Source organism: Luteithermobacter gelatinilyticus, assembly GCF_005849285.1.
GTDB classification, from domain to species: domain Bacteria; phylum Pseudomonadota; class Alphaproteobacteria; order Sphingomonadales; family Emcibacteraceae; genus Luteithermobacter; species Luteithermobacter gelatinilyticus.
Window position 1 is genome coordinate 1,886,684 of record NZ_CP040517.1, and the last position, 20,834, is coordinate 1,907,517.

A 20,834-nucleotide genomic window follows, 5' to 3' on the forward strand; every position below is an offset into this window, starting at 1 on the left:
TTTATGCAAAAAAATTGCACAAAAATACCTAAATATTCGCCAGACGGTTTGAGCACATGCGGTGTGACATTAATTTCTGACAATATCATACATCATTTTTCCCCTATAAGTCCAATGCCGTATGACCAACCTTGAAGGTCTTACAGATGCCGGTTCATCCACAGTTCCAGCATACAAATATCCCAGGCCAGACTTGCCCCCGGATCCCCTGGGGTCCGGCTGGCCCGGATCACCTGGTCCAGAAACGCCTCTTCCAGGAATTTTCTTTTCTTAAAGTCGTTTAAGGCATCACATACCAGGTCATTGAGCCTGCGGTCCTTGTGAACCCAGGCAAAAAAGGGCAACCCAAAGCCGTGCTTTTTCTTTCGCAGAGTGGCGTCAGGGAGGAATCCCTTCATGGCATATTTAAAAAAGTAACGTAATTTCTGCCCGGGCAGGAGCACGTCAACCGGAATGCCCGCGGCAAATTCCACCAGTTCATCTTCAAGGAAGGGATAATGCACCTCCACCCCCGCCAATCGACACATCTGATTTACTTTACGCAAATCATTGTCCGCCAGAGTAATCTGCAGATCCAGATGCATCATTCGCTGCAGCATATGTCCCTGATCATGCCGATGATAGGTGTTCCGGGTCAGCTTGAGCGGCATTTCCGGATCCAACCCTTCCCGACATTCCGGCCGGAAGATTTCCAGCGGTTCGACCCCCGCGATAAAGCTATAGGAATAGAGCCGGTCTGGCATCGGAGTGGCATAACGACGCGCCAAACGATGCGCCCGGGAAGCCACCGGCAGATGCTGCATACCGGGCAGCGACAAGATCGGTTCCAGAACATACCGTCGGACAGGTTCGGGAATCAGACCATAGGCTTCGATCTTTTTCATCATGACATAGCGTTCGTTACCGGCAAACAGCTCATCACCCCCATCTCCGGCCAGCAACGAAGTCACCCCATTTTCCCGCGCCATTTTGGCACAATAATAGGCGGGTATGGCCGAGGTATTACCATAGGGTTCGTCATAAATATCGGCGATTTTTTCCGCCACGCCGAAAATATCCTGCGGCGTCAGAAACAGCTCATGGTGATCCGTCTGAAAATGTTCGGCCACGATACGGGCATAACCGCTTTCATCATATTTCGGTTCATGAAAGCCGATGGTGAAAGTTTTGCCTTGCCGGTTATGTTTCATCATCAGCCCGGCGACCGTGCTGCTGTCCAAGCCCCCGCTGAGAAACGCCCCCAGATATGTGCGGTCGGTTTCCGCCAGGATACGATTGAAACTTCGGTCCAGAACCTCCCAGAGCCGCGCCCGCCACTCGTCCTGATCCCCCTTGCGCTGATCGGTATAGGGCATGTGCCAGTAAAATCCGCTGCTAACCCGACCTTTGCGATAGCGCACATATTGCGCCGGTTCCAGCTTCTTCATACTGTCATAAATGGTGGTCGGCGCCGGCACCACAAAATAATAGAGATAATTATAGACCGATTGGGGCGTGACTGTTGCGGATACGGTTGGAAACAGTTTCACTGAATCCGTCACGGTCGAAAAAACAAACTCGCCATTCGCCCCCAGTGCATAACACAGGGAATGGATGCCCATGCGATCAATAGCGATTAGCGTTTCCCCGGCCTCCTGATCCTGCAACGCCACCGACCACGGCCCCCGCATGTGGTTCAGAACATCCAGGCCATATCGCCGGTATCCTTCGATAAGAGCCGCTGCCGGCCCCTGCGCGCCGGCAATATCCTGCAACTCTTTTTCCTGCCAGCGGATGGTGCCGCTGGTGGCGGCCATCAGGGCACCGGAGCGGGCAAGGTTGCCTCCCTCCGCGGCCGGGGTCACGCCCAATGCACCGTGTTCCGTGGACACCCCGCCAATTTGTTGTAGCAAATGCCCCTCATGGGGACCACGCACCAGTTTTTCCGCCATCCTGCGGATCAACTCATCCGCAGGATTATTTTCAGGAGCCCGCCCCTGCCACCCGGAAAGTCCAGCCATGTTTCCCCCCCTATACCAGAACTTCTTTTGGCGCCTCATGTCCCAGAAACGCCGTGGGACTGGCCGTAAGACCATATGCCCCGGACTGGAACAACACCACATAATCCCCAACTTCCGCCACCGGAAGAGACATTTTGTGTCCCAACAGGTCCAGCGGCGTACACAGGCAGCCGACAATGTTGGCTTCCTCCGTTTCGCGGCCTTGCATCCTGTTACCGATAACAACCGGATAATTTTTGCGAATAACTTGTCCGAAGTTGCCGGACGCCGCCAGATGATGATGCAAACCACCATCGGTCACCAGAAACACCTGCCCGCGGGAGATCTTGCAGTCCAGCACACGGCTGACATAAATGCCGGCTTCCCCCACCAGATAGCGCCCCAGCTCGATCACTACCGCGGCCCTTGGCAGCTTGTCCCGAAAGGCCGGCAGCAAATTCCCAAGCCCTTCTCCTACAGCTCCAAGATCCAGAGGCATATCGCCGGGGAAATAAGGAATGCCGAACCCGCCACCAATATTAACCTTACGGGGTTCCGTGGGAGCGTGTTCAGCCAACTTCATCGCCAGAGCCAGGGTCTTTTCCTGGGTTTCCAGAATACTGTCTGCCCGCAGGTTTTGAGAACCGCTGAAAATGTGGAACCCTTCAAAATCCAGATCAAGGGTTTTCAATTCCTTCAGCATATCGGGTACCTGTTCGGCATCCACGCCAAACTGTTTCGGGCCACCACCCATTTTCATGCCCGAGGCTTTCAGTTCAAAATCAGGATTGACCCGGATCGCAACCTTCGGCCTGATCCCCTGTTGCCTGGCAAGATCAGCGATCCGGCGCATCTCGCCAAAGGACTCCATATTCAACACCACGCCGGCGGCAATGGCCTGCGACAGCTCCTGATCGCTCTTGCCCGGCCCGGCAAAGCTGATCAAATCCGCCGCCATGCCCGTGTCCAGGGCCACTGCCATTTCTCCGGCCGACGCCACGTCCAGCCCATCCACCAGCGATGCCATATGGTGTACCACGGCCGGCATGGGGTTGGCTTTCATGGCGTAATGCAATTGTATCTCTGCCGGCAAAAGCTTGCGCAGGCGACGCACCCGTTCCGTCATCAGCGCCCGGCTATAGGCGAAAAAGGGCGTACGGCCCACCCGCGCCGCCAGCCGGGAGAGGCCAATGCCCCCTACGGTGATTTCCCCGTCAACAACGGGAAAGCCTGAAATCGGCGCATGTTCAGGTTTCTTGGTCATTCTTTCTGTCCCTGGGTCCTTGCATCTGTTGTTTTTATTCCTGCTGTTTTATTCCGGCTCGGTAAGCTCAGCCGCAATGGCTTTACGATCAATCTTGCCGTTGGGATTACGCGGCAATGTGGACCATTCTATGACCCGGTGTGGCACCATGTAAGAGGGCATTTCCGCCCGGCAAAATGCCAGAAGAGCATCCGTGTCCACTTTTTCCCCGCCCTTTTGTCCCTTCGGAGGGCTCACCACAATCCAGATGGCCTGCCCGAGCTGTTCATGGGCCACGCCGATGGCCGCCACTTCGCCCACCAGACCGCTGGAGAAAACAATTTCCTCCACTTCCGTCGGACTGGTGCGATAGCCGGACGTCTTGATCATTTCATCACGTCTGCCGATAAAATACAGAAATCCGTCCGCATCCCGCTTGACGGTATCCCCGGACCACACGGCAATTTCCGGATTGGGCAGCCCCGCCGGCTGTCCCGGCGCCGGCCGAAACCGCCTTGCCGTCCGTTCCGGATCATTCCAGTACCCCAAACTCACCAGCGCCCCCCTGTGCACCAGTTCCCCGGGTTCATCCACACCGCACAATGTTCCGTCCTCGCGCACCACCAGAATCTCCGCATTGGGGATCGCCCGGCCCATGGAGTCCGGAATCCGGTCTACTTCTTCCGGCGGCAGATAAGTGGACCGGAAGGCTTCCGTCAGGCCGTACATCAGATAGACATCCGTTTGCGGCAATTTCTGGCGCAGCGTCCGGGTCACTGGCACAGGCATACGCCCGCCGGTCGTCGCAATATAACGAAGTGAACCAACCACTTCTTCCGGCCAATCCAGATCGGCAAGCTGAATCCACAAAGGCGGTACACAGGTGATGCCGGTGATCCGGTGTTTTTGCGCTTGGCGGATGACATCCCGCGGCAGCAGGTAATTCATCAGCACCACAGTGGCCCCCACATAAAAGGCTGTGGTCAGCTGACTGAACCCCGCATCGAAACTGAGCGGCAGAACGCTCAGGATCCGGTCTTCGGACGTGTTTTTCAGATAGCTGGACACGCTTTGCGCCCCCACCACCAGATTACGGTGCGAAAGCACCACTCCTTTGGGCAGGCCCGTACTTCCCGAGGTATAAAGAATGGCCGCCATATCCGCGTCAATGCCGCGGTGAAAGCTGCCGTGCCAGCTTTCGCCCTGCGCCATAAATCCCTCATAAGGACGCACCTCTGCCCCGCATGAAGCAGGCGCATCGGGACAGACGCCGGTCAGGATCACATGCTCCAGGTCCGCACATTCCCGCAGATCTCCGACCAGCGCTTCAAAGCGGTCCGGGCTCGTCAGCAGGAAACGCACATTGCAGTCTTTGAGGATATACGCCACCTGGCGGGGTTTGAGCGCCGGGTTGACCGGCACAAACACACCGCCCGCTGCAGAGGCCCCGAACAGTGCGCAAACGGTTTCAAACTGTTTGGGAAGATAAACCGCCACCCGGTCATTTTTCTGCAGGCCTGCCGCCATCAGGGCCCGCCCGAAGGTTTCGAGCTGGTGGCAAAATTCCGCATAACTCCACTGTGCCGTCTTATAGATCAGTGCGGTTTGATCCGGTACCCTGTCGGCATGTGCTTTTATAAAATCATATAACTGGATATTCATTTTTATTTAATTATCAGTAAGATATAAGTCTGTGCGTTCCTGATGAACCTTAGCGGCCAATCGTTAGAAAAATATGAATGGATAAAACTTAACAGCATTTTACCCGTTACCAAATGTTAAACAATCTATATTCTTCTTCCAGAAGAATAATCACGCAGAAAATAATCAGGGCCAGACAATCAGGGCCGGAAGGCGTCATGACCAGCATGAAACCAATCATAAATGAAAAAACACGGCAGTGGCGACCCGATGGGCATTCCCAGACCACGACCATCATGAAGGGGGGGCAATCTTATTACCGCCCTATTCCCATGCCGCACGCACCGGTTTTTCCTGTGGCGGATTTTTCCGAATTCAAATTATGGGGAACACGACAGCCTTCACAGTTTGACGCGCCGCATCTGGACCATTTCATCGCCGCCCGATATGCTCTTTTCGCCGCCCTCAAAGATATGGAATGTCAGCCAGGAGACGAAATCCTGATCCCGGCCTATCATTGTAAAGCTATGATCTATCCGGTCCTGAAAGCGGGAGGCCGGCCGGTCTTCTATAAAGTCAGGGAAGACTTGAGCGCTGACCTGGATGACCTGGAAACAAAACTCTCCAGACATACAAAAGCGGCCCTGTATGTCAGTTATTTCGGGTTTTTCAGGGACATCGAAAAATTCCGCGCCTTTTGCAATAGCCACAACCTGCTGATGATCGAAGATTGCGCCCATGCCCTGTTTGGTCACAACAACGGCATAGCGACCGGATCTTTTGGGGATTACGCCATAGGCAGCGTCAAAAAGTTTTTGCCCGTCTCCTTAGGCGGCATTCTGACCTCCCGCAACGTCTTGAAACGGGGCCTTGCCCGGCGGCGCCCTGCATTGCAAGAGAATGTTAAATTTTTCTACAATACCCTGGAAAGATCGGCCCAATATGGTCGCCATACAGGGGCGGGGCACCTTGTTCATCTTCTGGAGAAACTCCGCAGGCCTGCGGCACCTCCCGCCTCTGCCGACCTGCCTGTGACCCCCGAAAGCCAGGATATGGAAAATCGTTTCATTGACGAGAAGACAAATCATTGTCCGCCACTTGTCACCTATTGGGCAGAACGGCTCTGTCATCAAAAAAGGCTCGTGCAAAAAAGACGGGAGAATTACCAACGTCTGCTCAGCCATGTCAAAGGGATGACACAGCTCAGGCCGCTTCTGCCGCAGTTACCCGACGGGGTTGTCCCCTATATGTTCCCGCTTGCGCTAGATAATCTGGAGAGGGTCTTTCCTTTTCTGGAAGATGGCGGGCTCCCCTTGCAGCGGTTTGGACAGTTTCTGTGGCCTGATAAAACCGTCGCCGCCTGCCGCAACAGCCTGTTCTGGTCCCGTCATGTACTTCAACTCCCCTGCCACCAAGGACTGAGAAGTGAAGAAATAGACTGGATGATCGAGACCGTGCTGCGCTGTCTGGATAAAGCTGCTTAGCGAAAGAAACCGCGTTAACCCGTTTGCCAATCTGGAATAGAATATGTTTGTAGAAGAATATACCCACTATGATCAAATTCCCCCGGCCTATGTCCAGGCCTGTATGGAACATAATCAGAATTTATTCTTTGACCCGCAATGGTTCGCGCTGCTGGAAAAACATATTGTCCAAAATGGCACTGCGGTCAAATATCTATGTTTTCTGGATGAACGAAAAAAAATCGAAGCAATTCTGCCCTTGCTCATCACAAAAACACACCCGCGGAACCTTAACAGTTTTGCCAATTTTTACAGTCTGGATTTTTCCCCCTTATTCACCAAACCCATCCATCAGTGCGGCAAAACGATCAAAAAAATCGCCGAATATTTTTGCCAGCATGCCGCACACTGGGACAGTCTGCACTTATTCCCCGTAGATGCCGACAGTCTGGCGATAATCCAGCTGGAACACGCCTTCCGGGAGAAAGGGTTCGAAACAGTCTTCGACTTTTTTCATCATAACTGGATATATATCAATCCCGGCCTGGAATTTGCACAGTTCCTTGCCCGAAAATCAAAAAAAATACGGGATATTTCCCGCCTCGAACGCAAACTGTTCAAGGAACATAAAGGGGAAATAAAAATCATTCGGACATCGGACAAAAATCTGGAGAACTATATACGTGACTACACCAAAGTCTATGATAACAGCTGGAAGGACAGTGAAAACTATCCGGGGTTCATTCCCGACCTGATCCGGTTGTGTGCGGAAAAAGAGATTTTGCGGCTGGGCATCCTTTATCTGGAAGACATTCCGGTCGCCACCCAACTGAATATTCATCACAACACAACCACTCTGATTTACAAACTCTGTTATGATGAGGCGTATAAATCAAAATCCGTAGGTGCCATTTTGTCGAAAAACATGATGCAGGTCGCCTTTGACGGGGACCGGGCGACATTTATTGATTACGGTTGCGGTAATGACGCATACAAAAAAGACTGGATGTCCCACAGGCTAGAAAAAAAGTCTTTAAAAATTTTCAACAATAATTTTAATGGAAAAAAGGCGGCTCTGAAAAACAGGGTGAGCAAAATTCTCGATCTCCTTCGAGGACAAACCCCATAAAGTCCGGACAGGGGCTTTTCACCCTTTGTTAAATGTCGCTCCTATAGTATAAGAACCCGGTTTTGCATATTTTGCATGAATAAAGATCAACACAGGATAAGGCTTGAAAGATGTCAGCAGTGGAAAATGTCAGGGAAATTCTGAAGGCTACACTTCAAATCGGAGAGCGGGCCGACGCCCTGACTCCCGATACGCCTTTGCTCGGCAATATTCCCGAACTGGATTCCATGGCTGTGGCCATGCTCGTGACTTCCCTGGAAGAACATTTCGATATCTTCATCGAAGATGATGAAATCAGTGCGGAAACTTTTGAAACTTTCGGGGCCCTGTGTGATTTTGTCGAAGAAAAAACCGCGGCCTGATCCAGCCCAACGGGGGTGAATCCCTTTGCAACCTTTCTTTTTTAACAGCACCGCCGGCCAGTTATTCGGGAATTATTTCCCCGCGACCGACGACTGCGAGGCCAAAGGCGACATTCTGTTTTTCCCCCCTTTTGCCGAAGAGCTCAACCGGTCCCGCCACATGATCAGCCGTCAGGCGCGGGCCTTCAACCGCCTGGGATACGGCGTTCTTCTGGTGGACCTGTTCGGTACCGGCGATAGCGCCGGCAGCTATGCCGAAAGTTCCTGGGAAATCTGGATCCAGGACATGAAAACCGCCTGCGACTGGCTTGTGAACCAAAAAAGCCGGCCCATCGCCTTCTGGGCTCTGCGCAGCGGCGCCCTGCTGGCCGCCGACCTGGTTCAGCGCTACCCTCAACTTGCATGCCATCTGTTGCTTTGGGCGCCGGTCAGCCAGGGCAAGGCCTTTATCGCCCAGTTCCTGCGGATCAAGATAGCGGCAGACCTGGCCGAAACCACAACCGGGACTAAAGACGGCGACGAAACAGAAAATGCCCCCCTTGGCACCCGCGACATGTTGGCCCTGCTGCATCAGGGCCACACGCTTGAGATCGCCGGGTACCATCTCCCCCCCGCATTGGCTCTGCCCCTGCTGGAGATGTCTCTTACCAGCTTTGCGTTGCCGCCAGAGACTAGAATAGACTGGTTTGATGTGTCCCCATCGCATACTGCTGGAATCAGCCCGGCGGCCCGGCGGGCCATAGAAGGCTGGCATAAACAGGGGCTCGACGCCACCGCCCACAGCGTTAAGGATGTACAGTTCTGGGCCCTTCAGGAGCCGGAATGGGCCAAAAATCTGATTGAAGAGACCTCAAAGGTCATGATGGAGATGACGGACCTATCGGAGGTGGCCTCATGTTAAGGGCAAGACCATGACGGAAACCGCCTTCTGCTTTAAAATCGCCGGAGACGAGGTTGTCGGCATTATTCATACCCCGGACCGGCCGACCACGGACACCGGGCTGCTGATTATTGTCGGAGGGCCGCAATACCGGATCGGCGCCCATCGTCAATATGTGCATCTGGCCCGCCATTGCGCTGCCGCCGGCATTCCGGTGATGCGCTTTGATTATCGCGGCATCGGGGACAGCACGGGCCATTATCCCGGTTTTCAACAGGTCACGCCAGATATTCATGCGGCCATTGATGAATTTCTCAACCGGTGCCCGGCCATCAGGACGGTGGCCGTCTGGGGCCTGTGTGAAGGCGCTTCGGCCTGCCTTTTGGGCACACAGGAACATCAGGCTGTCAGCCGCCTGATACTGGTCAATCCATGGGTCCGCTCCGACAGTGGTGAAGCCAGGGCCTATGTCAAACATTATTATCTGGCCCGCCTGAAACAACCGCAATTCTGGAACAAGCTGTTTTCCGGAAAGCTTGACCTGGGCCAGGCCATCAGGGGCTTCCTGAGCAATCTTGTCCGCATGTTCAGGCCCGCCCCCCCCCTTTCCGGCACACCTCTCCAAAAGCCGAAAACCAGTGCCACAGAAAAAACCACCGAAGATTTTTCCGCACGCATGTGTGAGGGACTGGCGCGTTTTTCCGGCCGTGTCCTACTGATCCAGAGTGAACGGGATCTGGTCGCCCGGGAATTTGACGATTTGATCCGCCGGTCTCCCTCCTGGCGAACATTGTTCAAAACCCGCAAGATCGACAGGGTCGATATTGCCGAAACCGACCATACATTTTCCAGCGAGAAATGGCGACAGGCCGCGGCGGAAACCACCAGCCGCTGGATCCTGTCTGAGTAAGGAGCAGGGGTAAAAGATGGGTGGATATCTTCTTGTTTTCGGCCAGAACGGCCCGTTATCCCCGTCCCCGACGGTCCCGGAAAAATGCCTTGACGTCATGAACCGGGCGGGGTTTGCCACCCCGAAACAGCTCACCCTGCCGGGCCTTTCGCTATATTATTATGATAAACTAACCTCTCCCGGTTCCACCCTGTTTGAAACCGATACCGGCGATTTCTGCTTTTCGGTGGGGACCCTTTTTTACAAAGGATCATATGGCCGGCGGGCCTCAGAACGGCTTTATAAAGAGTTTGACCCCGAACGCCTGCTGCCGGAAACTCTGGACGGCAGTTTCACAGCATTTGTGTATAAAGGCGGCCGGCTGTATATGTTTTCTGATCCGCTGGGCACCTATCGCCAATATCATACCGCCGATCACCGGGTCTGGAGTTCCTCCTTTCTGGTGACTGTGGCCGCCGCAAAGCGCCTCACGCCCCTGCCGCAGGCAATATATGAATATGTGTTTCAGGGAGCGACCTATGGCCGCGACACCCCGTTTCAGGAAATTCATATGACTTGTGGCGAGAAGCTGTATGAGTGGAACCTCACTGCCCCCTCTCCAAGCCCTGTGATCCGGAACCGCCCCTTCTCCCTTCCCCGGGAGGCCGGCGCCCTGTCCCGGCAAGACGCGCTTGCGGCCTGCACCGAACGTTTACAAACGCAGTTTACCACCCTAGTAGAACATTTCGGAGACCGGATTGATACAGCCCTGTCCGGCGGATATGATTCCCGTCTGATGCTGGCTCTGCTGTTTCAGGCCGGCGCGCGCCCCCACATTCATGTTTATGGCCGCGATCAGGATCCCGACGTGCAAGTCGCCAAAGCCATTGCCCGTGGGGAAGGTTTTCCACTTTCGCATACGGACAAGTCTCACGCCCCGCGTCCCGCCCCGGAAACCTACCGGGAACTCGTTGAGCGGAACTTTTATGTCATGGACGGCCTGCCCAATGAGGGACTGTTTGACAATGGTCAGAATATCGAAACCCGCCGGGAACGGGTCGAGCACGGCAAACTGGCGCTCAACGGCGGCGGCGGAGAAATTTTCCGGGACTTTTTCCATTTGCCGGATCGTTCCTTTGAAGATCGGGATGTGGTCCGCAGCTTTTATAGCCAATATGATACGCAGGATATCACCAACATCTTTCAGGAAGACACCTATCGCGCGACGCTTGCCGCCAAAATCCGTGCTGCTCTTGGTGTTAAACAGACCCGCCTGACCCGTACCGAGGTGGAAGCCGTCTATCCCTGTTTCCGGTTGCGTTACTGGATGGGCCGGAATACTTCGCTGAATAACCGCTTTGGCCCTGCCCTCACGCCCTTTACCGATTATCAGCTTCTGAAATACGCTTTACAGGTGCCCCTGCAAGACAAATATCACGGCGATTTCGAAGCCGCCCTGATCCGTCGGATTAGTCCGACTCTCGCCGTCTATTCTTCAGATTACGGGTATGATTTTACCGGCCCCGCCCCCTTTAGGGCACGATTGAGAAACCGGTTGGATATTCATCGGCCGATTTTTATCCGGGAACGCAGTTTTGCGCTAAAAAACCGCTTGCGTCCGCACCCGCGGCCCTGTTACCTGGACCCGACCTATGCCGGGCAGATGGTTGATTTGTCTGCCCCCGTGATGGCGGACTATTTTAACCTGAAACGGCTTCATCACCCGGAACAACTCAATCGGGTCTACAGCCTAGAGCTGGTGATGCGATTTGCCCGTACAAAAAACGTTTAACCCTATGGCTGTAAAGGAAGAGCCAGCCTGTCCCGCATCTGCAAGGGGGTGAGGGCTTCCCCGCCCAGATCATTCAGGAAAAAATCAAAAAATTCTTCCATATTGTTCAGGAAATCCTGCAACTCCCCCTCTGTGCATACATAGGGTGATCCGCCCACCATCAGGCTGGAACTGTGGTAGGCGTAATGAAACGCAAAATGCCCAAGCCTGGCCATACGGCGGACCATGCGAATCTGATCAGCGGCAGAGATGCCTTCTGGCGTCAGAGGAATACGTTCCAGAAGGCGCAGTTTCGAAAGCACCCCGGCCATGAGGGAACGCACCCCCGACTGCCCGGCCAACCGCGGGTACAGAACGCTGCCCCACCCAGCCAGAAGGCCGTCATACCCCCGGGCGTTGGGCAGTTCCAGAAGCGTTTTTCCTGCCGCCTGGAAAAAATAGGGTTGTGTTGGCAGGCCGCGGAAATCCGGCCCTTGGTCGTGGGAAAAGTCCGTATCCGCCACCACGCTGGCATCAATTTCATAACCAAGTTCTGCCAGGATACGCGCCGTATTCTTTCCGGCCCCATAGCGCCCGGCCTTATAGATCACTGGCCGTTGACCGAACCGTGTGGTAATCAGGTCCGTGAGGCGTTCCAGTTTGGCTTTTTCAAGACCATAGGGCAGATTGCCCGGATAGGAATTGTGCCGGTTCACCTCTTCCTCATAAGGCGGGTTGACCCAGGGATGCAGATGCGCCCCGATCAGGCAGGTTCCCGCCTCGGCCCATTCACGCAAGATGCCCACCGCGGTTTCATCTTCCGCCACGGCATAATCGACCACATAGGTGGGCACGATTCCGTAACGATGAAAAATGTCCTGGGCTTTATGCTGATGGCGGATACAGGTAACGGAACGGCTGTTGCGGTCAAAAGGCGCGCCCCAGTCAAATTCCTCTTCCGTGTCAATCACGACAATAAGACAGGGCGCCTTTTCCGGTGCCCTGGTCCTGATTGGCTGATTTTCATGAAACATTGCGGCCTGACTTTGGTCTTGTTTTCCCGGTTTTGTTTTTTGCGGTCTGATTATCCTGCCCCCCAGCGCGGTTCTGCCTAGGGTCGAATTTTTTACTCTGCCGCGGCGCGTAATCATCTTTTTTCACGGCAAGATACATGACGTAAAGGATCATGAAAATAAATCCCGCCATGACGATCTGGAACATTTTTATCTCCTGAAATATTTTTCAGTATTTTTAAGACAAAGCAATTTCAAAAATGTTAACTAATAGTCTTTAATGATCAAGATGATCGTGGTGATTAAAATGATCATGACGATGCAGACCACAAACCATAACAGAAACCTGATTCATGCGTGATATTTTTCTTTTTGTGATCATCTTCGGCCTGATCCCGGTCATGCTGAAATTCCCGCAAATCGGGATTCTGACCTGGTCCTGGGTATCCTATATGAATCCGCACCGACTGGCCTATGGTTTCGCCTATGATTTCAACTTTCTGGATTATATTGCGCTGTTTGCGCTGCTGGGCATGCTTTTTTCCAAAGAAAAAAAGATTTTTCCCCGCCATCCGATCACCTATCTGCTGGCGCTTTATTTTTTCTGGGTCAGCCTGACCACCCTGTTTGCCATCAATCATGAAGTGGCCATTCCCAAATATATAACGCTGGTCAAGATTCTTCTTTTTACCTTCGCCACGCTGCTGATCATGCAATCACGGGTAAGGATCAATGCGCTGATCTGGGTTATTGTGCTGTCCATCGGCTTCTATGCCTTCAAGGGGGGCATTTTCACCATTCTGACCGGCGGCAGCGGCCGGGTGTGGGGCGCGCCGGGAAGCTTCTTTGGCGACAACAATCATTTTGCGCTTGTTCTGCTGATGATTGTGCCCATCACCATTTACCTGATCCAGGTAACGGAAGACAAACGCCTCAAGATCGGCCTGGCGGTACTGACCATGTGTGAAATTATGGCGATTTTCGGCACCCAGTCCCGCGGGGCGCTGGTGGGCATGGTCTGCATGTTCACCTTTTTCGCCTGGAAAGCCAAAAAACTCTGGATTCTGGTCATTCTGTTTCCTTTTCTTGGCGCCATTGGCTTTATGTTCATGCCGGACAGCTGGAAAGAAAGAATGGCCTCCATAGAAAGATATGAAGAAGACGCCTCGGCCCAAGGGCGGCTCACCATGTGGCGGGTGGCGATTGATGTGGCCAATGACAATCCGGTGTTGGGCGGCGGGTTCAATGTGTTTTATGATGACGGCGTGCGCACCCAGTATCTACGTCCCGGGGAGGAGGGCCGCGCCGTCCACAGTGTGCATTTCGAGGTGCTTGGCGAACACGGTTATGCCGGTTATCTGATTTTCTTTATGCTGGCGCTAACCACCTATCTTACCGGCAATCGGATTATTAGGGAAGCCAAAGCCAACCCCCGCTTTAAATGGTGTGGTGAACTTGCCGCCATGATCCAGATCAGTATGGTCGGCTATGCTTCGGCCGGCGCCTTTGTCAATCTGGCAACATTTGACCTGTATTATCACCTTGTGGCCATAATGGTGATGACCAGGGTAGTAATGGCCCGTGAAATGACTGCGGAAGCGGCCACAGAATACCCCAAGAACAGAACATCGGGCCTGCAACAGACAGGCTCCGCACACTCAACAGGAAAGATTGCGACAACATGACAAAAGTTATTCATCTTATTGCGGCCGCCCGGCCCAATTTCATGAAAATCGCCCCCTTATATCATGCGCTCAGCAAACAGGACTGGTGCACGGCAAAAATCATCCATACCGGACAACATTATGACGCCAACATGTCCGACAGCATTTTCGAGGACCTGATGCTGCCCAAACCCCATTATCACCTGGGTGTGGGCGGGGGCACTCATGCCTATCAGGTGGGCAATGTGATGATTGCCTATGAGAAAATCTGTTTGGAACAGGAACGCCCGGACCTTCTGGTGGTGGTTGGCGACGTGAACTCCACCGCCGCCTGCGCCCAAGTGGGGGCCAAACTGCATATCCCCGTGGCCCATCTGGAAGCAGGCTTAAGAAGCGGCGACCGCCGCATGCCGGAGGAAATCAACCGGCTGGTGACCGACGCCATCAGCGACTATTTGTGGACCCCCTCCCCGGACGCGGATGAAAATTTGCGCAAAGAAGGTCATCCCGACAGCCGTATCCAGCGGGTCGGCAACATCATGATGGACAGTTTCGAACTGCTCAGAGAGCGCATTGAACGCGAAAATGCCCCGGCCCAGTTTGGACTCACCCCCGGCAAGTATGGCGTGGTGACCATGCACCGGCCGTCCAACGTAGATGAAGAAGCGACTCTGACCTCACTTATGGAACAGATCATGGCCGTGGCGGCCAAGGTCGAGCTGCTGTTCGCCGTGCATCCACGCACCCGCAAGAATCTGGAAAAATTCGGCCTGTGGGACCGACTTGCGGCAACATCCGGTCTGCACCTCACGGAACCGGTGAGCTATGCGCCGTTCATGAGCCTGGTGAAGGACGCCAAACTGATCATCACTGATTCCGGCGGTATTCAGGAAGAGACCACTTATCTGGGCATTCCCTGCCTGACACTCAGAGAGAATACCGAACGCCCGGTCACGGTAACAGAGGGCACCAATCGCCTCGTGCCTACGGCAGAATTGCAGCAAAATGTGGAAAAGGTGCTCGCCGGCACCTGGATCACTGGCACCAAACCCAACTTCTGGGATGGCAAAACGGCGGACCGGATTGTAGAGATTATCCAGCGGATGTTCTTGGAAAACTGATCTGTTACAGCTTAATTTTTCACCAGTTCAGCGCATCCTTTCATTAAAGGATGCCTGAACAGGGTTATGTTTGGATTGTCTCGCAGCCACATTTCAACGGCCTTTTGTTCCCCCTCACGCACAAAATCATCAAGAAAAATATGCGCTCCTGTTTTCAGCTTCCCAAAAAGCTGTGGACCGGCAGGATATCTTGCATTCTCCGAAACAGACCAAGGCGGACCATCAACCACCAACCCGTCAAATTCAATGTCCGGCAGTTTTTCGTCAATATCATACCAGTTATAGACCTGTCCCTGCAAAGAGACTTCTGTCAACGGGGCTGTAATGACGGTCGCCCAGTCCTCCAAGTCATATTTTTTAAGATTTTCCCGCGAGATATCCGCATACTGTGCATCATTTTCCAGGCTATAGACATGTCCCCGGCCCTTGAGCTTCATGACTTGGGCCAGAACAATGGTGGAAATGCCCGAACTACATTCCAGGATATGATCAACATCCTCACTGGCCGCATAGTCTGCAATCAGTCGCAAGAAGTCGGGGGATGCGGCAAAGCCCATGGTGGGTGGTAGAGAACGCGGAAATTTTAATTCACGATACAAACTGTCCAGAGATTCTATGTTTCGGATGACATTTGTTGACTGTTTCCCCATCTCCTCCTGAAGCATCCAGCAAAACAAGTGAATCTTCTTAACCTTGCGCCATATTAGTAGCAAAGCTGCCAGATTAACAACGAGCAAAAAAAAATATAAGAATTTCCATATTCCCCCCCTTTGTTGGTGATTAAAATAATTTAATGCACGGAATGAAAATATCAGGCAAGCATAGCAAACATTAATTTTTCCAATTGATCTACTCTATTTTCCCAATCATTTCGACGGGCCATTTCTATTCGTGTCTCTGGGGTTCCCACGCCTTTTCCATCTAAAGCCATATCAATAGCGTCCACCCACTCCTTCAATGTATGGCAAATTGCGACAGTATCTGAGAAATATTGCCTTATTATCGGCATAAACGACGTGATCACCGGTTTTCCCGTTGCAAGATATTCATTTAACTTAATAGGATATCCGGCTTGAACCCAATCCTGATCATTCTGGGTATAGAAAATTGCATTAATATCCATCATTCTTAAAGCACTTGGGACGAGTTCCCGTTTGACAGGTCCCAGGAAATGGATATTTTTTTCTTTCTTGCATTTAGAAAAGAATTCACCTGCCACGGCATCAGACAGGATTTGTTTTTCTAAAATATTCCCGATGAAAATAAAGTGTATATCGTCGCGTTGTTTTGCAAGAGTATAAATCGTTTGGAAATCAATTTTAAGATTAATGGCTCCAACATAACCTATCTTAACGCCGGAAATTGAGGTTATTTCATCCAGAAGACTGTCGGTTAACTTAGTAACCTTTCTATATTTGGAGAAATCGACGCCGTTATGAATAATCTTTGGAACAATGCTGCTGTCTGCCACAACCTCATCCCACATTACCTCTGATGCCGCAGTGATAAGATCAGATTTTTTGACCAGTTTTTCTGTAAAATCTGTTTTGGCCTGTTTCTTGCTGAACTTTTGATACACATCATATATATGGAACATCACATAGGGTGCCGCCAGTTCCTCTACATAGGGGTAAAAATCGGGGTGGAAGCAAAAGGTTATAAAGTCGTCCCCCCTTTTCAGACCTGCTTTTTTTTTCAGGTCCCGGCAATGCGCCTTGATGGCCAGCCTGTCCAGGGCCGGAAATTTATAATTCCTCGGCAGAAGTGACCCTGCTTTATAAATTTTCACATGATCTTTTTTTTCCGCAGCCCCAAAAGGCATAGAAAAATCCATGTGGTGATAATATCTGGCACCGTTGGAATAAAGAACAGGCCAGCCCCGCCGCCCCAGACGGGAAAGAATATGTTGACGGTTCATCCAGTTTCCGTCCCAGCCTGTATAATCCAGGGCGATAATCGGGAGTTTTTTCTGTTGGCCACTCATTTAATTTGCCTTGTCTTGATAATCTGTCTTGGTTTTGCCAAATGTCAAACGTAATTTTATCTGCTGCGTCAACCTTTTTTCGAAGGTGGCCGGCATGCCGGACAGCCACCACAAAGACAGCGCCATCAAGGGATAGAGAATGATGCCCGCCAAGATTTTCAGAAAAAGCAGCTGCCAGGACGGGATCGTGAATGCCGCGGTCATGGAGATCAGCACAAAATACATGGTCACTCCGGCGATGACCGGACGCCAAACCACATCCAGAATACGGCTCCATCGCACCTGACAAGTCATCACCACCATCATACTGACCACGAAAAACATAACCACTCCGATCAGGGCCCGCGAATAGGCGACCCCTTCTAGGCCAAAATACTGATAGGCGGGATAAATACTCGACAAGGTGACAATCGCCTGTATCCAGAACATATAGGCCGTGTATTTTACATTTCCGCTTATGGTCAGCATGCTGCCGGATATGCCGTACATGGCCGTCAGCATCGCAAAAAAGACCAGCCCTTCGACCAGCGGCACCACCGGCATCCATTTGTCCCCTCCGCCCAAGAAGAGCGGAATGAATTCTTCGGCCACCGCACCAAACCCTAAAGCCACGGGAACGGCGATAAAGGTCATGGCGTTCAACGCCTGAAGATACGCCGCTATTAGCCTTGGATGATTGTCCTTGATTTTGGCGAGCCCCGGCACCAGGGCCCGGGAAAAAGGCTGCTGGACTTCGGAAATCGTCATGAAGGATAATTCGGTTCCCCATTTATAGAACCCCATTTTCACGGGTCCAACAAGGGACGCTAGAATAAACTTGTCCCCTTCCTGGCTGAAATACTGGGCAATGTTACGGATCAGGACCCATTGCGAAAAGCCCCAAATTTCCCGCCATTTTTCAAGGGTAAGACACGGCCTGTAGCTGATGAAGACATAACTTAGCGCCACCGACACCAGGCCTGCCCAGACCGTTCCCAGAACCAGGGCCATATAGGACCGGTAATAAAAGGCCAATCCAATGGTCACCAAGATAGAAAGCAGCTTGGTCAACACATTGAACATGAAATCCCTACCGAAATTCATATCCTTCTGGAATTTTATGATGCCGATATTCTGCAATCCCCTGAGGGCCGTGCCGGCGGCGATAAAGTAGGTAATGACGGCCACACGGGAGTCTTCATAATAGTCGGCAATAAAGGGGGCCACCAAGACAAGCAGGGCCGCAACCGCGCAAGACTGGAACAAACGAATGGTCCAGGCCGTGTTGAAGTGGCTATCTTCCGCCTTGTTGTTCTGGATCAGCGCCATGTTGACGCCAAACTCGAATAGCAGGCTGACCAGCCCCGACACCACAAGCACAATGGCCACCAGCCCGAAATCTTCAGGCATCAGCAGGCGCGCCAGAACGGCGGAACTGACGAAACCCAGCAGCCGAATTCCCCAGCGCATCGCGACATACCAGATTGTGCCTTTCATGATATCTCCGGACAGGGAGGGCGGCGAGGAGTCAGACATGTTTCGATTCAATCGCGTGTTGTGATTAACAGGTCAGGAAAATCGTCGCCAGAACAGAAGTTGTGCCCGGAACGACCCTTAAATTCGCAGCAGAATAACGTCAAACCACCAACAAATCTTTAAGATGTTGGTTTGGCAGGAAAATTTCTTCACTTTCCCCATGTTTTACCTTACCCCGCCTGTTCTTGCCCAAGGCGTTCTTCCCTGAGCCGTTCGCTTTTGCGTTTTTTTTCGCTTTCGGATTTGAGCTGACCGCAAGCGGCGAGAATGTCTTCCCCGCGCGGCGTACGTACCGGCGCCGAAATGCCGGAACCGAACACAATATCGGAAAACCGTTTGATCTGCCTGTCGTCGGAACGTTCAAAATTGCTGCCCGGCCAGGGATTGAAAGGAATGAGATTAACCTTGGCGGGGATCTTGTACTGTTTTAAAAGCCGGACCAGCTTTCGCGCATCATCATCGCTGTCATTGATGCCTTTGAGCATGATATATTCAAAGGTAATGCGCCGTGCATTGCTGGCACCCGGATAATCAGCACAGGCCTGAAGAAGTTCTTCCAGCGGATATTTGTTGTTGATCGGCATGATGCGGCTGCGGGTTTCGTTATCCACCGCATGCAGGGAAATCGCGAGATTGACCCCCAATTCCTGCCCACACCGCGCCATTTCCGGCACCACGCCAGAGGTGGACAGCGTGATGCGCCGCTTGGACAGGCTGATGCCCTGCTCGTCCATGACAATCTGCATGGCTTTTTTGACATTTTCAAAATTATACAGGGGTTCGCCCATGCCCATCAGCACGATATTGGTCAACCGGCGTCCGTCATGGGGCGTCGGCCATTCCCCGAGGTCATCCCGCGCGACCAGCACCTGCATGACGATCTCCGCCGGGGTCAGGTTGCGCACCAGCCGCTGCGTGCCCGTATGGCAGAAACGGCAGGTCAGCGTACAGCCCACCTGGGAAGACACACACAGTGTGCCCCGGTCATCATCAGGAATGAACACCGTCTCTGCCTCATTTCCGTCCGCATAACGCAGCAGCCATTTTCGAGTCCCATCGCGGGAGATAAGCGCTTCAATAATCTCTGGGCGGCCGATTTCATAATGCTCGGCGAGCCTGGCCCTGAGATCCTTGGAGATGTTGGTCATTACGTCAAAATCTTTGGCGCCGTAATGATACATCCAGCTCCAGATCTGCTGGGTACGCATTTTCACCTGTTTTTCCGGCACCCCGATTGTTTTAAGCCGCTCGGCGATTTCCGCCCGGTCAAGACCGACCAGGGTGCGGTTCTGAGCGAAGGCGCCATCTGCCGTCGGCATCCGCGGCGCCACCACCGGTTCTGTTCCAAGAGGTAAAGTTTGCATCATCCCACGTTCCGAATGGATTGTCTTTCATCCCATGCCAAGATCGCCGTCCTGCCGCCCCCGCCATCAGGTCCTAACGGCAGGCTTTTGTAATGGCGTTATGGGCCGCCGTAAAGCCCGAAAGTGAAAAACGGTAACTGGTGGCATTCCCACGGGAACTGGTGGCATGCATCACCAGGCTTAACCCTGCCTTCATGGCCGAGGCCATAGCATTGTCCTGTTTGGCGTCATAGCCCCAGGCACCATCCCCTTGAGTAAACAGCTTGAAGGTCCGGCTTTTGTCCACCACCATACGCACCGTTGAGTTCTTCTGAAAATTATAGCCCACCACAAAATTTAACTCATTGGAAATCTTGCGGCTTGGCTTATGTGAGACAGTGATAAAGGGATTGCCATGACGCAATGAAGCCGGCATTTTGGCCTTGGGCACAGAAATCATGTAACAGACCTTTTCCCCATTATCCTTTTTCAGAATAAAGGCATCCCAGTCCTTGTAACTGCCCAAAAGCTGGCGACTGTCTGCCTGACTGACAGAGGTGATCCCCAGTCCCAGAAATGCCACCAGACATACTGAAAAAACAATACCGAAGATTTTTTTTTGCATCAGCTCCTCTGAAGTTTTACATCAACCCCGCCGTACAGTAGCAAACTGACGAATCACCCTCAAGACCGACTTTTCCGGTAATGCATTTTTCAGACGACACGCCGGATGCTCTGAGAGGGGGCACTCTGCCCTGTAATGTTGCCCTGTTATGTTGCATGATCCCCCGACATGTTCATGATATAGATAAAAAAGACCAAAATGAGATGATTCAC

General features: G+C 52.6%; 17 protein-coding genes. 8 read left to right on the plus strand and 9 right to left on the minus strand.

Annotated features, from left to right (window positions below; all coding sequences use genetic code 11):
• Window positions 1-140: 140 nt before the first annotated feature.
• Genes FE788_RS08530 through FE788_RS08540 form a run of 3 tightly spaced genes read right to left on the minus strand, consistent with a single transcriptional unit; the run spans window position 141 to window position 4,884 of the window.
• Complete coding sequence (locus FE788_RS08530; protein WP_168190337.1) at window positions 141-2,000, minus strand: asparagine synthetase B family protein; 1,860 nt, start codon at window positions 1,998-2,000, stop codon at window positions 141-143.
• Window positions 2,001-2,010: 10 nt separating this feature from the next.
• Window positions 2,011-3,243, minus strand: coding sequence for a pyridoxal-dependent decarboxylase, exosortase A system-associated (locus FE788_RS08535; protein WP_138380238.1), 1,233 nt, complete (start codon window positions 3,241-3,243; stop codon window positions 2,011-2,013).
• Window positions 3,244-3,291: 48 nt separating this feature from the next.
• Window positions 3,292-4,884 carry an acyl-CoA ligase (AMP-forming), exosortase A system-associated gene (locus FE788_RS08540; protein ID WP_138380239.1) on the minus strand — a complete coding sequence of 531 codons (1,593 nt, stop codon included), beginning with the start codon at window positions 4,882-4,884 and terminating at the stop codon, window positions 3,292-3,294.
• A gap of 206 nt (window positions 4,885-5,090) precedes the next feature.
• Here FE788_RS08540 and FE788_RS08545 point away from each other — a divergent pair, with 206 nt between their 5' ends.
• The 6 genes from FE788_RS08545 to FE788_RS08570 all read left to right on the plus strand — a co-directional run bounded on the left by FE788_RS08545 (window position 5,091) and on the right by FE788_RS08570 (window position 11,378).
• The gene (locus tag FE788_RS08545; protein WP_210413834.1) at window positions 5,091-6,347 is read left to right on the plus strand and encodes a DegT/DnrJ/EryC1/StrS family aminotransferase; all 1,257 of its coding nucleotides are present in this window, start codon (window positions 5,091-5,093) and stop codon (window positions 6,345-6,347) included.
• A 43-nt stretch (window positions 6,348-6,390) separates the two neighbouring features.
• Window positions 6,391-7,455: a GNAT family N-acetyltransferase gene (locus FE788_RS08550; protein WP_138380241.1), complete on the plus strand. Its 1,065-nt coding sequence runs from the start codon at window positions 6,391-6,393 to the stop codon at window positions 7,453-7,455.
• Between the two features lie 110 nt (window positions 7,456-7,565).
• The gene (locus FE788_RS08555) at window positions 7,566-7,817 is read left to right on the plus strand and encodes an acyl carrier protein (RefSeq protein WP_138380242.1); all 252 of its coding nucleotides are present in this window, start codon (window positions 7,566-7,568) and stop codon (window positions 7,815-7,817) included.
• A gap of 25 nt (window positions 7,818-7,842) precedes the next feature.
• Window positions 7,843-8,718: a hydrolase 2, exosortase A system-associated gene (locus FE788_RS08560; RefSeq protein WP_168190339.1), complete on the plus strand. Its 876-nt coding sequence runs from the start codon at window positions 7,843-7,845 to the stop codon at window positions 8,716-8,718.
• 10 nt (window positions 8,719-8,728) lie between these two features.
• Entirely contained in the window at window positions 8,729-9,607 is an 879-nt protein-coding gene (locus FE788_RS08565) for a hydrolase 1, exosortase A system-associated (protein ID WP_138380244.1), read from the plus strand.
• 16 nt (window positions 9,608-9,623) lie between these two features.
• Window positions 9,624-11,378, plus strand: a complete 1,755-nt coding sequence (locus tag FE788_RS08570; RefSeq protein WP_138380245.1) for a hypothetical protein — start codon at window positions 9,624-9,626, stop codon at window positions 11,376-11,378.
• A gap of 2 nt (window positions 11,379-11,380) precedes the next feature.
• On the opposite strand, the gene FE788_RS08575 is transcribed toward FE788_RS08570, so the two are convergent.
• Window positions 11,381-12,391: a polysaccharide deacetylase family protein gene (locus FE788_RS08575; RefSeq protein WP_138380246.1), complete on the minus strand. Its 1,011-nt coding sequence runs from the start codon at window positions 12,389-12,391 to the stop codon at window positions 11,381-11,383.
• 332 nt (window positions 12,392-12,723) lie between these two features.
• Here FE788_RS08575 and FE788_RS08580 point away from each other — a divergent pair, with 332 nt between their 5' ends.
• Together FE788_RS08580 and wecB are read left to right on the plus strand one after the other, a co-directional pair.
• Window positions 12,724-14,055 (plus strand): putative O-glycosylation ligase, exosortase A system-associated, encoded by a 1,332-nt coding sequence (locus tag FE788_RS08580; RefSeq protein WP_138380247.1) that lies wholly within the window; start codon window positions 12,724-12,726, stop codon window positions 14,053-14,055.
• Window positions 14,052-15,155 carry a non-hydrolyzing UDP-N-acetylglucosamine 2-epimerase gene (gene wecB, locus FE788_RS08585; RefSeq protein ID WP_138380248.1) on the plus strand — a complete coding sequence of 368 codons (1,104 nt, stop codon included), beginning with the start codon at window positions 14,052-14,054 and terminating at the stop codon, window positions 15,153-15,155. The genes FE788_RS08580 and wecB overlap by 4 nt, the downstream gene beginning before the upstream one ends.
• Window positions 15,156-15,166: 11 nt before the next feature.
• Here wecB and FE788_RS08590 read toward each other — a convergent pair whose 3' ends face one another.
• The 5 genes from FE788_RS08590 to FE788_RS08610 all read right to left on the minus strand — a co-directional run bounded on the left by FE788_RS08590 (window position 15,167) and on the right by FE788_RS08610 (window position 20,622).
• Complete coding sequence (locus tag FE788_RS08590) at window positions 15,167-15,805, minus strand: O-methyltransferase (protein WP_168190340.1); 639 nt, start codon at window positions 15,803-15,805, stop codon at window positions 15,167-15,169.
• Window positions 15,806-15,966: 161 nt separating this feature from the next.
• The gene (locus FE788_RS08595) at window positions 15,967-17,139 is read right to left on the minus strand and encodes a glycosyltransferase (RefSeq protein ID WP_138380250.1); all 1,173 of its coding nucleotides are present in this window, start codon (window positions 17,137-17,139) and stop codon (window positions 15,967-15,969) included.
• A complete protein-coding gene (locus tag FE788_RS08600) occupies window positions 17,140-18,615 on the minus strand; it encodes a lipopolysaccharide biosynthesis protein (protein ID WP_168190341.1) in 1,476 nt (491 codons plus the stop codon). It lies immediately after the preceding gene.
• 209 nt (window positions 18,616-18,824) lie between these two features.
• Window positions 18,825-20,018 carry a dual-specificity RNA methyltransferase RlmN gene (gene rlmN, locus FE788_RS08605; RefSeq protein ID WP_138381340.1) on the minus strand — a complete coding sequence of 398 codons (1,194 nt, stop codon included), beginning with the start codon at window positions 20,016-20,018 and terminating at the stop codon, window positions 18,825-18,827.
• 73 nt (window positions 20,019-20,091) lie between these two features.
• The gene (locus FE788_RS08610) at window positions 20,092-20,622 is read right to left on the minus strand and encodes an invasion associated locus B family protein (protein WP_138380252.1); all 531 of its coding nucleotides are present in this window, start codon (window positions 20,620-20,622) and stop codon (window positions 20,092-20,094) included.
• Window positions 20,623-20,834: the final 212 nt, after the last annotated feature.

Coding starts and splice junctions, on each gene's coding strand:
- FE788_RS08530 (WP_168190337.1), bottom strand. CDS start 2,000: ATGGCTGGACTTTCCGGGTGGCAGGGGCGGGCTCCTGAAAATAATCCT.
- FE788_RS08535 (WP_138380238.1), bottom strand. CDS start 3,243: ATGACCAAGAAACCTGAACATGCGCCGATTTCAGGCTTTCCCGTTGTT.
- FE788_RS08540 (WP_138380239.1), bottom strand. CDS start 4,884: ATGAATATCCAGTTATATGATTTTATAAAAGCACATGCCGACAGGGTA.
- FE788_RS08545 (WP_210413834.1), top strand. CDS start 5,091: ATGAAACCAATCATAAATGAAAAAACACGGCAGTGGCGACCCGATGGG.
- FE788_RS08550 (WP_138380241.1), top strand. CDS start 6,391: ATGTTTGTAGAAGAATATACCCACTATGATCAAATTCCCCCGGCCTAT.
- FE788_RS08555 (WP_138380242.1), top strand. CDS start 7,566: ATGTCAGCAGTGGAAAATGTCAGGGAAATTCTGAAGGCTACACTTCAA.
- FE788_RS08565 (WP_138380244.1), top strand. CDS start 8,729: ATGACGGAAACCGCCTTCTGCTTTAAAATCGCCGGAGACGAGGTTGTC.
- FE788_RS08570 (WP_138380245.1), top strand. CDS start 9,624: ATGGGTGGATATCTTCTTGTTTTCGGCCAGAACGGCCCGTTATCCCCG.
- FE788_RS08575 (WP_138380246.1), bottom strand. CDS start 12,391: ATGTTTCATGAAAATCAGCCAATCAGGACCAGGGCACCGGAAAAGGCG.
- FE788_RS08580 (WP_138380247.1), top strand. CDS start 12,724: ATGCGTGATATTTTTCTTTTTGTGATCATCTTCGGCCTGATCCCGGTC.
- wecB (WP_138380248.1), top strand. CDS start 14,052: ATGACAAAAGTTATTCATCTTATTGCGGCCGCCCGGCCCAATTTCATG.
- FE788_RS08590 (WP_168190340.1), bottom strand. CDS start 15,805: ATGGGGAAACAGTCAACAAATGTCATCCGAAACATAGAATCTCTGGAC.
- FE788_RS08595 (WP_138380250.1), bottom strand. CDS start 17,139: ATGAGTGGCCAACAGAAAAAACTCCCGATTATCGCCCTGGATTATACA.
- FE788_RS08600 (WP_168190341.1), bottom strand. CDS start 18,615: ATGAAAGGCACAATCTGGTATGTCGCGATGCGCTGGGGAATTCGGCTG.
- rlmN (WP_138381340.1), bottom strand. CDS start 20,018: ATGCAAACTTTACCTCTTGGAACAGAACCGGTGGTGGCGCCGCGGATG.
- FE788_RS08610 (WP_138380252.1), bottom strand. CDS start 20,622: ATGCAAAAAAAAATCTTCGGTATTGTTTTTTCAGTATGTCTGGTGGCA.